This is a genomic window from Citrobacter sp. RHBSTW-00017, from assembly GCF_013797615.1.
GTDB lineage: Bacteria > Pseudomonadota > Gammaproteobacteria > Enterobacterales > Enterobacteriaceae > Citrobacter > Citrobacter braakii.
Genome location: NZ_CP056899.1, coordinates 4,430,013 through 4,443,243, shown reverse-complemented (window position 1 = coordinate 4,443,243; position 13,231 = coordinate 4,430,013). Strand labels below are relative to the sequence as shown.

Sequence of the window (13,231 nt, the reverse complement as noted above, 5' to 3'; positions counted from 1 at the left end):
AATGTCATTACCTATGTTGCAGGTTGCGCTGGATAACCAATCAATGTCTTCCGCCTATGAAACGACGCGTCTGATTGCCGAAGAGGTCGATATCATTGAGGTGGGGACGATTCTTTGCGTGGCTGAGGGGGTGCGCGCCGTACGCGATCTGAAGGCGCTTTATCCGCATAAAATTGTGCTGGCGGATGCCAAAATCGCCGACGCGGGTAAAATCCTCTCGCGCATGTGTTTCGAAGCCAATGCTGACTGGGTTACCGTCATCTGCTGCGCGGATATCAACACCACCAGGGGGGCGCTGGAGGTGGCGAAAGAATTTAACGGCGACGTGCAGATTGAACTGACTGGTTACTGGACCTGGGAGCAGGCGCAGGAGTGGCGTGACGCGGGCATTGGGCAAGTGGTATATCACCGCAGCCGTGACGCGCAGGCGGCGGGTGTGGCGTGGGGAGAGGCAGATATCAGCGCCATCAAACGCCTTTCTGATATGGGCTTTAAGGTCACCGTCACCGGCGGCCTGGCGCTGGAGGATCTGCCGCTGTTCCAGGGGATCCCTATCCACGTCTTTATTGCCGGACGCAGCATTCGCGATGCCGCCTCTCCGGTAGACGCTGCGCGTCAGTTCAAACGTTCCATCGCCCAACTGTGGGGATAAGGAGCGACTATGTTGTCGAAACAGGTCCCGCTCGGTATCTATGAAAAAGCGCTCCCCGGCGGGGAGTGCTGGCTGGAACGCTTGCAGCTGGCGAAGGAACTGGGCTTTGATTTTGTCGAAATATCAGTTGATGAGACCGACGATCGCCTGGCGCGTCTTGACTGGCGCCGCGAGCAGCGACTGGCGCTGGTGGCCGCTATCGCCGAGACAGGGATACGCGTACCGTCCATGTGCCTGAGCGCTCATCGTCGTTTCCCGCTTGGCAGTGAAGATGATGCGGTGCGCGAACAGGGGCTGGAGATCATGCGTAAAGCCATTCAGTTTGCGCAGGATATCGGTATTCGCGTTATTCAACTGGCGGGTTACGACGTCTATTACCAGCAGGCCAATAACGAAACGCGTCGTCGGTTTCGCGATGGGCTGAAAGAGAGCGTGGAGATGGCGAGCCGCGCGCAGGTGACGCTGGCGATGGAAATCATGGATTATCCGCTAATGAATTCGATCAGCAAGGCACTGGGTTATGCCCACTATCTCAACAATCCGTGGTTCCAGTTGTATCCCGATATTGGCAATTTGTCGGCGTGGGATAACGACGTGCAGATGGAGCTGCAGGCTGGGATGGGTCATATCGTTGCCGTACACGTGAAGGATACCAAACCCGGTGTATTCAAAAATGTGCCGTTTGGTGAAGGGGTTGTTGAGTTCGAACGTTGTTTTGCGACGCTCAAACAGAGTGGGTACTGCGGACCATACCTGATTGAGATGTGGAGTGAAACGTCGGACGACCCGGCACGTGAAGTCGCGAAGGCGCGCGACTGGGTGAGGGCGCGAATGGCCAGCGCAGGTCTGGTGGAGGCGGTGTAATGCAAAAACTTAAACAGCAGGTTTTTGAGTCCAATATGGATTTGCCGTGCTACGGGCTGGTGACGTTCACCTGGGGGAACGTCAGCGCCATTGACCGCGAGCGCGGGCTGGTGGTGATTAAGCCTAGCGGCGTCGACTACCAAACGATGCAGGTAGATGACATGGTGGTTGTGGATCTGGCCGGCAACGTAGTGGAAGGGCGCTATCGTCCTTCTTCTGATACCGCCACCCATCTGGAGCTGTATCGCCGCTATTCTTCTCTCGGCGGCGTGGTGCACACCCACTCAACGCACGCGACGGCATGGGCGCAGGCGGGTCTGGCAATTCCCTCGTTCGGCACGACGCATGCGGATTACTTCTTTGGCGATATTCCCTGCACCAGGGCGTTAACTGAAGCTGAAGTTCAGGGCGAGTATGAGCTAAATACCGGCAAGGTGATTGTCGAAACGCTGGGGGAGGTGGAACCTTTGCATACGCCTGGCGTAGTGGTGTACCAGCATGGCCCGTTTGCCTGGGGCAAGGATGCTCACGATGCGGTACATAACGCCGTGGTGATGGAGGAAGTGGCAAAAATGGCATGGATTGCGCGTGGTATTAATCCGGCTCTTAGCCCCATAGACAGTTATCTGATGAATAAGCATTTCATGCGTAAGCACGGTCCAAACGCCTATTACGGACAGAAGTAACGACTAAGTCCTGGAGCCCAATCATTCAGGGGATGTTATTGATCTGGCTGTGGGACTTTGTTGCAAAAAAAGCCCCCTGTGAAGGGGGCAAATTAAACTGCGGCAATGTTCTCGTTGGTTATTTCTGGTGCTAGCGGTAAATATCTGCACTGGCGTGCATATTTCCGTTACTACCGGGTTCCCTGGTGAGGATCACGTGGTAGTAGGTTGCGCCTTGCGCATCGGTCTCTTCATTCAGGGCCTGAGTGGCTTCACTTTCAGTGGCGAAGTTATGATTTATGTAAATGACGCCTAAGCTCTGCACATCATCCATATTCCTGGCCTGATGATTGTCAATTTTGATGGCTGCCGTTGCATTTGCACTAAGCAAAAGCATAGCCAGAAGGGTCAAAACACGGGCTCGCATATGTACCTCCTCGACTGCGGTCTCTGGTTGCCTCTCTCCTGTGAGTGATTAGCTTCTGATGTAATTTTAACCGTTACCGGCGCAGTCGATAGCGACCATTTCTGATGCAGTTGTTCAAAAAATTACCGCATAGCCATCTTTTCTTTTATTAACAGGCCGCTGGTGTGTACCGCTGCGGTGAAAAATACCTGTCTTTCGCGCATAAGCACTTACCAAATAGTCAATTTAATCGGGTGAGTACGCCGTTTATAGTGAGCCGGATAATTAATATAACTTTATGATAATAAGGCAAAAACTTATGGATACTTCATTCATGGATTTCAGCTACTTTGTGATTATGTTTATGGTCGCGCTGGTGGCAGGCTTTATTAACGTGGTGTCGGGCGGCGGTGGTTTTCTCTCGATTGGCGCACTGTTAATTTCTGGTTTACCCCCGGCGAATGCGCTGGCAACCAATAAAATTCAGGCACTGGGCAGCTCGCTGACCTCCGGGATTTATTTTTTACGCCGGGGGCATATCAACGTGCAGGAGCACAAGTATGTGTTTTTATCTGCCTTTATCGGTTCTGCGATGGGAACGACGCTTATCCAGTTCATTGAACCGGAGCTGCTGAAGAAACTGCTCCCGATCCTGATTATCGCGGTCGCTATCTACTTTATTTTTGCGCCAAATCTCAGCGAACCGAAAAGAAAGCAGCAGGTATCCCTGTTTCTCTTCTCGTTGATCGGCGGGGGATGCATTGGCTTTTATGACGGCTTTCTCGGTGCCGGGGCTGGCTCCTTTTATACCCTCAGCTATATCCTGCTGTGGGGATACAGCATCGATAAGGCGCAAATTCACTCGAATTTTATTAACCTGGCGTCCAACATCGCCTCGATATTGTTCTTCATTTTTGGCGGTAAAATGATCTGGTCACTGGGGCTGGTGATGTTTGCCGGGCAGTCCCTCGGCGCACGTCTTGGCGCGACGGTCGTACTAACGCGCGGCAAGAAAGTTATCCGACCCATGATTGTCATTGTCTCCATTTGCATCAGCGTCAAAATGCTGCTGGATATGTATTAATGGCGACATGATAAATAATCGTACAATTACCTTGAGTTTAGTGGCAGGCGCCAGTATTATGACGCGTCAATTTTTCAGCCGACCTTTAACACGTTCCTTGCCTCCCCGGGCCTCGGCTGACCCAGACAGGAGGCTGAATAATCCGTAAGGAGCAATTCGATGCGTCATTACGAAATCGTTTTTATGGTCCATCCTGACCAGAGCGAACAGGTTCCGGGTATGATCGAACGCTACACTGCTGCCATCACTGGTGCAGAAGGCACGATCCACCGTCTGGAAGACTGGGGCCGCCGTCAGCTGGCTTACCCGATCAACAAACTGCACAAAGCTCACTACGTTCTGCTGAACGTTGAAGCGCCGCAGGAAGTGATCGATGAGCTGGAAACTACCTTCCGCTTCAACGATGCCGTTATCCGCAGCATGGTTATGCGTACTAAACACGCTGTTACCGAAGCATCTCCGATGGTTAAAGCGAAAGACGAGCGTCGTGAACGTCGCGATGATTTCGCTAACGAAACCGCAGATGATGCTGAAGCTGGGGATTCTGAAGAGTAATTTCTGATGACCAACCGTCTGGCGTTGTCCGGCACCGTGTGCAGGGCTCCCCTTCGAAAGGTCAGTCCATCAGGAATTCCTCATTGCCAGTTCGTGCTTGAGCATCGTTCTGTGCAGGAGGAAGCCGGGTTTCACCGGCAGGCGTGGTGCCAAATGCCCGTTATTATTAGCGGACACGAAAACCAGGCCATTACTCACAGTATAACGGTCGGTAGCGCAGTGACCGTTCAGGGGTTCATCTCTTGCCACAAGGCAAAGAACGGCCTGAGCAAAATGGTTCTGCATGCCGAGCAGATTGAATTGATAGATTCTGGAGACTAGCCATATGGCACGTTATTTCCGTCGTCGCAAGTTCTGCCGTTTCACCGCGGAAGGCGTTCAAGAGATCGACTATAAAGATATCGCTACGCTGAAAAACTACATCACCGAAAGCGGTAAGATTGTCCCAAGCCGTATCACCGGTACCCGTGCAAAATACCAGCGTCAGCTGGCTCGCGCTATCAAACGCGCTCGCTACCTGTCCCTGCTGCCGTACACTGATCGTCATCAGTAATCGGTCACGGTCCATTAATACGACTTTGAGAGGATAAGGTAATGCAAGTTATTCTGCTTGATAAAGTAGCAAACCTGGGTAGCCTGGGTGATCAGGTTAACGTTAAAGCGGGCTATGCTCGTAACTTCCTGGTACCACAGGGTAAAGCTGTTCCTGCTACCAAGAAAAACGTTGAATTTTTCGAAGCGCGTCGCGCTGAGCTGGAAGCTAAACTGGCTGACGTTCTGTCCGCTGCTGAAGCTCGTGCTGAGAAAATCAACGCACTGGAAACCGTAACCATCGCGTCTAAAGCTGGCGACGAAGGTAAACTGTTCGGTTCCATCGGTACTCGCGACATCGCTGACGCTGTAACTGCAGCTGGCGTTGAAGTAGCTAAGAGCGAAGTTCGTCTGCCGAACGGCGTTCTGCGTACCACTGGTGAGCACGAAGTGAGCTTCCAGGTTCACAGCGAAGTGTTTGCTAAGCTGACTGTAAACGTAGTTGCAGAATAAGTTTTTATTCTGATTACCGCGTAAAAGCGCCGGCCTCGTGTCGGCGTTTTGCTTTTCTGTCCCCTCCGCTTTTCGCTCTGGCTATTCTTTATCCTTTTCGGGATAATCATAAAAATAAAACATTATTTTAAAATGGTGATGGAATGGAACCAACGCACCAACCTCTGTTTGCGCGTAAAAATGTTGTCTACCTGAGCGCAGCGTTCTGCTGTCTGCTGTGGGGGAGCGCCTATCCGGCGATCAAAAGCGGATATGAGATCTTCCAGATTGCCACGGATGACATTCCTTCAAAAATTGTCTTTGCCGGCTATCGCTTCCTGTTTGCTGGATTATTGCTGCTATTGCTGGTGGTGGCGCAGCGTAAACCGATTGGCCGGTTAAGCCCGCGTCAGTACGGTCAGCTCACGCTGTTGGGACTGACGCAAACCTCGCTGCAATACATCTTCTTCTATATTGGCCTGGCGTTCACGACGGGGGTGAAAGGGTCGATCATGAACGCGACTGGCACCTTCTTCAGCGTGCTGCTGGCCCATTTTATCTATCAGAACGACAAGCTGAGCTACAACAAAGTGCTGGGCTGTATCCTGGGCTTTACCGGCGTAATGGTGGTGAACTTTAGCAGCGGACTGGATTTTAACTTCAGCCTGTTAGGGGACGGTTCAGTGGTGATGGCGGCCTTTATTCTTTCTGCCGCCACGTTATACGGTAAACGCATTTCTCAGACGGTAGACCCGACGGTAATGACAGGATATCAGTTGGGCGGCGGCGGTCTGGCGCTGGTTATCGGCGGCTACGCTTTTGGTGGCACGCTGACCGTACACGGCGCGTCTTCAGTGGCGATTCTGGGCTACCTGACGTTACTCTCTTCGGTCGCTTTTGCGTTGTGGAGTATTCTGCTCAAGCATAACCGCGTGGGGATGATTGCGCCGTTTAACTTCCTGATCCCGGTTTCGGGGGCGGTTCTGTCGGCGATATTCCTCGGCGAAAACATTTTCGAATGGAAATATGCGCTGGCGCTGGTGCTGGTCTGTTCCGGGATCTGGTGGGTGAACAAGGTGAAGCGCTGACGCTTCACCTTGATGTCTGATGCGCTGTGTTTATCAGGTCTACAGGTGTGCCGGTTAACGGGCGCGAATAAAACTGCCGTTAGGTTGTCGAGTAAACAGTACCTGCTGACCATTACCGGTATCAATGGTTAATCCCGTTACCACGCCGTTGGCATTCTGCCTGATTTGTACCATCTGGCCGTCTTTCAGGTTGCTCAGCGGTTTTCCGGCACCTTCAACCTGCGCCATTGCGTATACATCGGTTGGCGGGAGGTTATGGTCACGGAATACCTGCGCCAGCGTTTTGCCCGAGTCTACGCGATAGGAGCGCCACTGCTGCTCAATTCCACTATCCTGTTGGAAAGGTTGCGTCTGCGGCTGAGATTGCTGAGCCTGCGGCTGCGCGTCTGGTTCTCCTTCCTGGATTGGCTCAGGCGCAAGCGGAGCGACCTGGCCCGGATCGTTTTGCGGGGCGACCAACTGTGCCTGCAGTTGAGCTTCTGTCGGCGGCTGCGACTGTGACTGTAAATCCAGCTGGGCAGTACGCGTAACCACAGGGGCATCGCTGGTGTCACTGGAGGGCAGCAGGAAGCCTATCACCAGCACGATAGCAGCAATTATAATGCCGCGTCGGTGCATAGGCGGTAGCGGATCCATAATGCGAAAATTGTCCGGTGCATGCCAGATTTTCGCCAGGGTTGGTTTTAATTCAAAGCGCCCGGGCATGGCTTTCCTCCTGCTCCGCGTCTCGTTCCTCGATCATAGAGTATAGATGGCTAATGCTATGATGTTCGTCATATTACCCGCTTTCGTGACGTCAACGCGGGGTATTCCTATTGTTTATGTTTCCTCGCGATTTGTCATCTGTTCCCGAGACAAAGTTTTACCGGATGCGGCATGGCTGATATGCTGCCCGCTACTTTACATCCGATGAAAGGAAATATGATGGCTAACCCGACTTTTGACACTATCGAAGCGCAAGCAAGCTACGGCATTGGTTTGCAGGTAGGACAACAGCTGAGTGAATCCGGACTGGAAGGACTGTTGCCTGAAGCGCTGGTAGCGGGTATCGCTGACGCGCTGGAAGGTAAGCACCCGGCAGTGCCGGTTGATGTTGTGCATCGCGCACTGCGTGAAATCCACGAACGCGCTGATGCAGTTCGTCGCGAGCGTTTCCAGGCTATGGCGGCTGATGGCGTCAAATATCTGGAAGAAAACCGTGAGAAAGACGGTGTGAACAGCACTGAATCCGGTTTGCAGTTCCGTGTTCTGACTCAGGGCGAAGGTGCTATTCCAGCGCGTACTGACCGTGTTCGCGTGCACTACACCGGTAAACTGATCGACGGTACCGTGTTTGACAGCTCTGTCGCACGCGGCGAACCGGCTGAATTCCCGGTTAACGGCGTGATCCCTGGCTGGATTGAAGCGCTGACCCTGATGCCGGTAGGTTCCAAATGGGAACTGACTATTCCTCAGGAACTGGCTTACGGCGAGCGTGGCGCTGGCGCGTCCATTCCTCCGTTCAGCACGCTGGTGTTCGACGTTGAGCTGCTTGAGATCCTGTAAGCAGTGACTTCTGTTCCCTCCGAGGCCGGGGGGAACAAAAAAATAGCGTGAAAAGCTATAGTTACGTGGTTGTCGATATTTTATTTTGCAAATGCCTCGTTAGCGTGTATTTTTGTGAGCTGATTCGCGCTATCAGAGTGATATGACACTCACTTTAAACATTAAATTAACATTATATCTAAATCTTAGTATTCATCCCGCCAATTCTTACCTAATATCGATGAGTCCTGATAATCAGGAACGTCGTATCATAGACACACTAAAGGCCGTAGAGCCTGAACAACACAGACAGGTACAGGAAGAAAAAACATGGTAGATCAGGTAAAAGTCGACGCCGCTGAAGAGGCTTCGTCTGAACAGTCGCTACGGCGCAATCTCACAAACCGTCATATTCAACTTATTGCCATTGGTGGTGCTATTGGTACCGGCCTGTTTATGGGCTCTGGTAAAACCATCAGCCTCGCCGGACCGTCGATCATCTTTGTGTATATGATTATCGGTTTTATGCTGTTTTTCGTGATGCGTGCAATGGGTGAATTGCTGCTCTCGAATCTGGAGTACAAATCTTTTAGTGATTTCGCCTCTGATCTGCTCGGGCCATGGGCCGGGTATTTTACCGGCTGGACTTACTGGTTCTGCTGGGTTGTTACCGGGATGGCAGACGTTGTCGCCATTACGGCGTATGCGCAATTCTGGTTCCCCGAACTTTCAGACTGGGTCGCCTCGCTGGCGGTGATCGTGCTGCTGCTGAGCCTCAACCTTGCCACTGTAAAAATGTTCGGTGAGATGGAGTTCTGGTTTGCGATGATCAAAATCGTCGCCATCATCGGCCTGATTGTCGTTGGTCTGGTGATGGTGCTGACGCACTTCCAGTCGCCAACCGGCGTTCAGGCATCGTTCACGCATCTGTGGAATGACGGTGGCTGGTTCCCGAAAGGTCTGAGCGGCTTCTTTGCTGGCTTCCAGATAGCCGTGTTCGCGTTTGTGGGTATTGAGCTGGTGGGAACGACCGCTGCAGAAACCAAGGACCCGGAGAAATCTCTGCCGCGCGCCATTAACTCGATTCCGATCCGTATCATCATGTTCTACGTTTTTGCGCTGATCGTGATTATGTCTGTAACACCGTGGAGCTCGGTAGTGCCAACCAAGAGCCCATTCGTTGAACTGTTTGTGCTGGTCGGGCTGCCTGCCGCGGCGAGCCTGATCAACTTTGTGGTGCTGACTTCAGCTGCCTCTTCCGCAAACAGTGGCGTGTTCTCTACCAGCCGTATGCTGTTCGGCCTGGCACAGGAAGGCGTAGCGCCTAAAGCGTTTGCCAAACTGTCTAAACGCGCAGTTCCGGCGAAAGGTTTAACCTTCTCCTGTATCTGTCTGCTGGGCGGCGTGGTGATGCTTTACGTGAACCCGAGCGTGATTGGCGCGTTCACCATGATCACTACCGTGTCGGCGATTCTGTTCATGTTCGTCTGGACCATCATTCTTTGCTCGTACCTGGTGTACCGCAAGCAGCGTCCGCACCTGCATGAAAAATCAATCTACAAGATGCCGCTAGGCAAGCTGATGTGCTGGGTATGTATGGCGTTCTTCGTCTTCGTACTGGTACTGCTGACGCTGGAAGATGATACCCGCCAGGCGCTGATCGTGACGCCGCTGTGGTTCATCGCGCTGGGTCTGGGTTGGTTGTTTATCGGTAAGAAACGTATGGCAGGTATGCGTTAATTTTAGTGCCCGGTAGCGCGATGCTTACCGGGCCTGAATTCCGTAGGCCGGATACGCGTTAGCGCTATCCGGCGATATCTTTACTCCCCGGCGAGAGCTCGCGGGAACAACACATTATTTTCCAGACTGATGTGTTCCATCAAGTCGTCGATCATCTCGTTAATGCCGTTATACATGGCTTTCCAGGTGGTGCAGGCTTCTGGCGGCGGCGTCACGTTATGGGTGATGTGTTTGATCACTTCGACCAGTTCACCGGCATCGTCATGTTCGCTTTCCATCACGCTGATTGGTCCCATCGCCTGGCTACCCATGCCCTGTTTGATCATCGGGAACAGGATCTGCTCTTCTTTCATCATATGGCTGGACAGCTCTTCATGCAGCATGGTCAGGTTTTTCGCCAGACCGCGTGGTACGTTCGGTTTATCTGCGTGAACGCGTTCAACTTTCGTGGCCTGCAGGATCAGTTCCGGCAGCTGTTCGCGGTGTCTGTCGTGATAACGCACGATGATATGATCGATGATTTCAGCCAGTGCCACGGTACGCCAGTCTTTCTCCAGCGGCTGTTCAGCCAACTGCGCGAGCTGTGCCTCAATAACGTCTAAATCCAGCTCTTTACGCGCAGCAGCGCGTGCCAGCGTTTGCTTACCGCCGCAGCAGTAATCCATATCGTATTTACGAAACAGGGCCGAAGCGCGAGGAATAGAGAGCGCCAGTTCACCTAAAGGTTGATCGCGATAAGACATTGCCGTTACCTCATTCTTAATAATATAAGATGTATTTTAAATGCAACTTATGGCGAAGGATATAACCCTTTCGGGGTGGGGTGTTTTGTGAGGAATGTCACGAAAATTTCTTGTTTCGTTAAGGTGCTGAATCTTATTAGAAAGGAGAGGGATGGCGAAAAAAGCCGCGCGACAGGATTAAATAAGCGCACGCCGCTGCCGATAGTTAGACCTCAGACAATACCTGCATAATAAAAGGCTACAGATGTTTAAACGAATCAAAGTGATAACCCTACTTATCACCGTGTTACTCGCCCTGGGCGCGATGCAGCTCATCTCCGCGGGCGTCTTTATTGGCGCGCTCAATAACGATAAACAAAACTTTAACGTCTCTCAGCTTTCCAGCCAGAACGTGGCCGAGTTTACCGATGCGTGGATTAGCCTGAACCAGGCTCGCGTCACGCTCAACCGGGGCATGTTGCGTTTACAGGGAACGATGGCCAGCGAGATTAACGGCGGTCAGTTGAAGGAACTGGTGAACACGGCAAATCGCCTGTTAGCAGAATCGAAAGAGCATTACGATAAATACTATGCCCTGCCGGAAACGCCGGGGCTTGATGAACATCTGGCCGATCGACTGGAAGAGCAGTACGGCATCTATTCTGCGACGCTGGCTAAAATGAACGCGCTGCTGGCTGAAGGTAAGCTGGAAGAGATGTTCAAGCAGAATGCCGAGCAAAAGCAAACGGCCATGCAGGAAGTTTATCGGGAATGGCGTAGCGCGCAAACGGCGCTGGCCACTGCCGGGGTGCAGGACAATGAGAGTGATTACCAGAAGATAATCTGGCTGCTGTCCGCCGTGATGCTGATTGTCGTCACCGTGATTATCGCCAGCTGGCTGGCAATGCAGCGAGTGCTGCTCAAGCCTCTCCACGAAGTGATGGGGCATATTCGCCACATTGCTGCGGGTGATTTGACGCACAGCATCAACGCCGATGGCAGCAATGAGATGGCGCTGCTGGCAGTCAACGTTCGCGACATGCAGCAGGCGCTGGCGAACACAGTCAGCGTGGTGCGTGACGGGGCTGACACCATCTATACCGGCGCAGGTGAAATTGCCGCCGGCAGTAACGATCTCTCTTCACGTACCGAGCAGCAGGCCGCCTCTCTGGAAGAGACTGCTGCCAGCATGGAACAACTCACCGCTACCGTGAAACAGAACGCGGATAACGCGCGTCAGGCGACCAGTCTGGCAAAAAATGCCTCACAGACGGCGCAGAAAGGCGGAACCGTGGTTGATGGCGTAGTGCGTACGATGGATGAAATTGCCACCAGTTCCAGCAAAATCGCGCAAATTACCAATGTTATCGACGGCATTGCCTTCCAGACCAATATTCTGGCGCTGAACGCGGCAGTAGAAGCGGCGCGTGCGGGCGAGCAGGGGCGTGGGTTTGCCGTGGTCGCTGGCGAGGTCCGTACACTGGCACAGCGTAGCGCTCAGGCGGCGAAAGAGATTAAGGCACTGATTGATGACTCGGGGAATCGGGTGAATGCCGGTACGGCGCTGGTGCATGAAGCGGGTGAAACGATGGCGGAAATTGTGAGCGCCGTGACCCGTGTGACCGACATCATGGGCGAGATAGCCTCGGCTTCTGATGAACAGAGCCGGGGTATCGATCAGGTAGGTCAGGCGGTTGCCGAGATGGATCGCGTGACGCAGCAAAACGCCTCGCTGGTGGAGGAGTCCGCTTCCGCCGCCGCCGCGCTCGAAGAGCAGGCAGCACGACTGAATCAGACCGTAGCGGTGTTTAAAGTTTAACGTCTACTCCGGCCTACAAAATAATATCTTGTAGGTCGGATTAGCGCAGCGCCGTCCGGGCCATTATGATTGTGGAACCACGACGACGCTTGGTTTCTGTGGTTTGGCTCTGACGGCTATCACCACCCCAACAATCAGCAGCGCAATGCCGCTTACCGTCAGCAGCGGCGGGAATTCCTGGCGCAGGATAAAGGTGTACACCAGGCCAGCCAGCGTTTCGAAGACAATCAGCGGGCCGAGGATCACCGTCGGCAATTTTTGGCTGGCGACGTTCCAGCACAGTGCGCCAACCCACGAACACAATACCGCAATCGCTATCATCAGGCCGATAAACACGCCCGGACGTGGGCCGAAGGGCAGGGCAAAGTCCGGCGTTTGCCCGTTCAGCCACAGGCAGGCTGCAATATAACCGAGCAGAGAAACAGGCAACGTTACCAGTGCCTGGGCCGTCGCCCACATCATCGGGTGCTTATCTGGATTCTCGCGCAGCCAGCGGGCATTACGCAGCGCATACCACGCCCAACACACTACCGAGATCAGCGCCAGCGCGATTCCAGAACCATAACGCCAGCCGCTAAAGTCGGGTAAGCCTTGATTCAGCTCCGAGATATTCACGCACAGCAGACCGATACCAATCAGCACCAGCGCAGGCGACAGACGCCACCATGATAATTTGCCGTCGCGCTGGCTGTAGAGCAGGTTAGCGAAGACCGGGATCACAACCGGCAATGTACCAATAATCATCGTTGAAACCGGCGCGCCAGTGCGCTGGATGGCGCTTGCCAGGCAAACGTAATAAATCAGATTACCCATCATCGTTAGCGCCAGCGCAGTGACCCAGTCTTTACGCGTCAACTGACGCAAGCGCACACGCCCCAGCCAGGCAATCGGCAACGCTATTAGCCCCAGCGCCAGATAGCGCCCCATCGACTGCAATACCGCCGGATATTCCGGTACGATCAGCGGCCCAACAAAAATTAATCCCCACATTAGCCCAGCCAGCAGGGCATACAACACGCCGCTAATCATTTTTGACATCCACATCGCTTAACAATAAGTCGAGTGTAGGCAGGAAAAATGCAGCCGTAT

General features: G+C 53.2%; 16 protein-coding genes. 12 read left to right on the top strand and 4 right to left on the bottom strand.

Features of this window, described 5'->3' with window-relative positions; genetic code table 11:
• Position 1: 1 nt before the first annotated feature.
• From ulaD to HV037_RS21390, 3 genes are read left to right on the top strand one after another with little or no spacing between them, the layout of a single operon-like run.
• Entirely contained in the window at positions 2-652 is a 651-nt protein-coding gene (gene ulaD, locus HV037_RS21400) for a 3-keto-L-gulonate-6-phosphate decarboxylase UlaD (RefSeq protein ID WP_046275837.1), read from the top strand.
• 9 nt (positions 653-661) lie between these two features.
• Positions 662-1,516 carry an L-ribulose-5-phosphate 3-epimerase gene (locus tag HV037_RS21395; protein WP_080859608.1) on the top strand — a complete coding sequence of 285 codons (855 nt, stop codon included), beginning with the start codon at positions 662-664 and terminating at the stop codon, positions 1,514-1,516.
• Positions 1,516-2,202 (top strand): L-ribulose-5-phosphate 4-epimerase, encoded by a 687-nt coding sequence (locus tag HV037_RS21390; protein ID WP_049041836.1) that lies wholly within the window; start codon positions 1,516-1,518, stop codon positions 2,200-2,202. Before HV037_RS21395 ends, HV037_RS21390 begins: the two co-directional genes overlap by 1 nt.
• A gap of 130 nt (positions 2,203-2,332) precedes the next feature.
• On the opposite strand, the gene yjfY is transcribed toward HV037_RS21390, so the two are convergent.
• Positions 2,333-2,608: a DUF1471 family protein YjfY gene (yjfY, locus tag HV037_RS21385; protein ID WP_016155520.1), complete on the bottom strand. Its 276-nt coding sequence runs from the start codon at positions 2,606-2,608 to the stop codon at positions 2,333-2,335.
• A gap of 298 nt (positions 2,609-2,906) precedes the next feature.
• On the opposite strand from yjfY, the gene HV037_RS21380 reads away from it, so the two are divergent.
• The 6 genes from HV037_RS21380 (at position 2,907) to HV037_RS21355 (ending at position 6,337) form a co-directional block, all read left to right on the top strand.
• Positions 2,907-3,671, top strand: coding sequence for a TSUP family transporter (locus HV037_RS21380; RefSeq protein ID WP_016151432.1), 765 nt, complete (start codon positions 2,907-2,909; stop codon positions 3,669-3,671).
• Positions 3,672-3,830: 159 nt separating this feature from the next.
• Positions 3,831-4,226 (top strand): 30S ribosomal protein S6, encoded by a 396-nt coding sequence (gene rpsF, locus HV037_RS21375; protein WP_016151433.1) that lies wholly within the window; start codon positions 3,831-3,833, stop codon positions 4,224-4,226.
• Positions 4,227-4,232: 6 nt separating this feature from the next.
• Positions 4,233-4,547 (top strand): primosomal replication protein N, encoded by a 315-nt coding sequence (gene priB, locus HV037_RS21370; protein ID WP_003025674.1) that lies wholly within the window; start codon positions 4,233-4,235, stop codon positions 4,545-4,547.
• Between the two features lie 4 nt (positions 4,548-4,551).
• On the top strand, positions 4,552-4,779 hold the full coding sequence (gene rpsR / locus HV037_RS21365) for a 30S ribosomal protein S18 (RefSeq protein ID WP_000135199.1): 228 nt from the start codon (positions 4,552-4,554) through the stop codon (positions 4,777-4,779).
• A gap of 41 nt (positions 4,780-4,820) precedes the next feature.
• Positions 4,821-5,270, top strand: coding sequence for a 50S ribosomal protein L9 (gene rplI, locus HV037_RS21360; protein ID WP_003025676.1), 450 nt, complete (start codon positions 4,821-4,823; stop codon positions 5,268-5,270).
• 143 nt (positions 5,271-5,413) lie between these two features.
• Positions 5,414-6,337: a DMT family transporter gene (locus HV037_RS21355; RefSeq protein ID WP_181624247.1), complete on the top strand. Its 924-nt coding sequence runs from the start codon at positions 5,414-5,416 to the stop codon at positions 6,335-6,337.
• A gap of 54 nt (positions 6,338-6,391) precedes the next feature.
• Here HV037_RS21355 and HV037_RS21350 read toward each other — a convergent pair whose 3' ends face one another.
• Positions 6,392-7,042 (bottom strand): OapA family protein, encoded by a 651-nt coding sequence (locus tag HV037_RS21350; RefSeq protein WP_016151435.1) that lies wholly within the window; start codon positions 7,040-7,042, stop codon positions 6,392-6,394.
• A gap of 219 nt (positions 7,043-7,261) precedes the next feature.
• On the opposite strand from HV037_RS21350, the gene fklB reads away from it, so the two are divergent.
• Both fklB and cycA read left to right on the top strand, forming a co-directional pair.
• Entirely contained in the window at positions 7,262-7,882 is a 621-nt protein-coding gene (gene fklB, locus HV037_RS21345; RefSeq protein ID WP_029139741.1) for an FKBP-type peptidyl-prolyl cis-trans isomerase, read from the top strand.
• A 309-nt stretch (positions 7,883-8,191) separates the two neighbouring features.
• Positions 8,192-9,601: a D-serine/D-alanine/glycine transporter gene (cycA, locus tag HV037_RS21340; RefSeq protein WP_016151437.1), complete on the top strand. Its 1,410-nt coding sequence runs from the start codon at positions 8,192-8,194 to the stop codon at positions 9,599-9,601.
• An 80-nt stretch (positions 9,602-9,681) separates the two neighbouring features.
• Here the strand turns inward: cycA and ytfE are convergent, their stop codons facing one another.
• Entirely contained in the window at positions 9,682-10,344 is a 663-nt protein-coding gene (gene ytfE, locus HV037_RS21335) for an iron-sulfur cluster repair protein YtfE (protein WP_003025690.1), read from the bottom strand.
• A gap of 244 nt (positions 10,345-10,588) precedes the next feature.
• Between ytfE and HV037_RS21330 the strand changes: the two genes are divergently transcribed.
• The gene (locus HV037_RS21330) at positions 10,589-12,142 is read left to right on the top strand and encodes a methyl-accepting chemotaxis protein (RefSeq protein WP_046275835.1); all 1,554 of its coding nucleotides are present in this window, start codon (positions 10,589-10,591) and stop codon (positions 12,140-12,142) included.
• Between the two features lie 63 nt (positions 12,143-12,205).
• Here HV037_RS21330 and HV037_RS21325 read toward each other — a convergent pair whose 3' ends face one another.
• Positions 12,206-13,171, bottom strand: coding sequence for a DMT family transporter (locus HV037_RS21325; protein WP_016151440.1), 966 nt, complete (start codon positions 13,169-13,171; stop codon positions 12,206-12,208).
• Positions 13,172-13,231: the final 60 nt, after the last annotated feature.

Bases quoted from the DNA above. Each gene is read 5' to 3' on its own strand.
- ulaD (WP_046275837.1), top strand. From the start codon at position 2: ATGTCATTACCTATGTTGCAGGTTGCGCTGGATAACCAATCAATGTCT.
- HV037_RS21395 (WP_080859608.1), top strand. From the start codon at position 662: ATGTTGTCGAAACAGGTCCCGCTCGGTATCTATGAAAAAGCGCTCCCC.
- HV037_RS21390 (WP_049041836.1), top strand. From the start codon at position 1,516: ATGCAAAAACTTAAACAGCAGGTTTTTGAGTCCAATATGGATTTGCCG.
- yjfY (WP_016155520.1), bottom strand. From the start codon at position 2,608: ATGCGAGCCCGTGTTTTGACCCTTCTGGCTATGCTTTTGCTTAGTGCA.
- HV037_RS21380 (WP_016151432.1), top strand. From the start codon at position 2,907: ATGGATACTTCATTCATGGATTTCAGCTACTTTGTGATTATGTTTATG.
- rpsF (WP_016151433.1), top strand. From the start codon at position 3,831: ATGCGTCATTACGAAATCGTTTTTATGGTCCATCCTGACCAGAGCGAA.
- priB (WP_003025674.1), top strand. From the start codon at position 4,233: ATGACCAACCGTCTGGCGTTGTCCGGCACCGTGTGCAGGGCTCCCCTT.
- rpsR (WP_000135199.1), top strand. From the start codon at position 4,552: ATGGCACGTTATTTCCGTCGTCGCAAGTTCTGCCGTTTCACCGCGGAA.
- rplI (WP_003025676.1), top strand. From the start codon at position 4,821: ATGCAAGTTATTCTGCTTGATAAAGTAGCAAACCTGGGTAGCCTGGGT.
- HV037_RS21355 (WP_181624247.1), top strand. From the start codon at position 5,414: ATGGAACCAACGCACCAACCTCTGTTTGCGCGTAAAAATGTTGTCTAC.
- HV037_RS21350 (WP_016151435.1), bottom strand. From the start codon at position 7,042: ATGCCCGGGCGCTTTGAATTAAAACCAACCCTGGCGAAAATCTGGCAT.
- fklB (WP_029139741.1), top strand. From the start codon at position 7,262: ATGGCTAACCCGACTTTTGACACTATCGAAGCGCAAGCAAGCTACGGC.
- cycA (WP_016151437.1), top strand. From the start codon at position 8,192: ATGGTAGATCAGGTAAAAGTCGACGCCGCTGAAGAGGCTTCGTCTGAA.
- ytfE (WP_003025690.1), bottom strand. From the start codon at position 10,344: ATGTCTTATCGCGATCAACCTTTAGGTGAACTGGCGCTCTCTATTCCT.
- HV037_RS21330 (WP_046275835.1), top strand. From the start codon at position 10,589: ATGTTTAAACGAATCAAAGTGATAACCCTACTTATCACCGTGTTACTC.
- HV037_RS21325 (WP_016151440.1), bottom strand. From the start codon at position 13,171: ATGATTAGCGGCGTGTTGTATGCCCTGCTGGCTGGGCTAATGTGGGGA.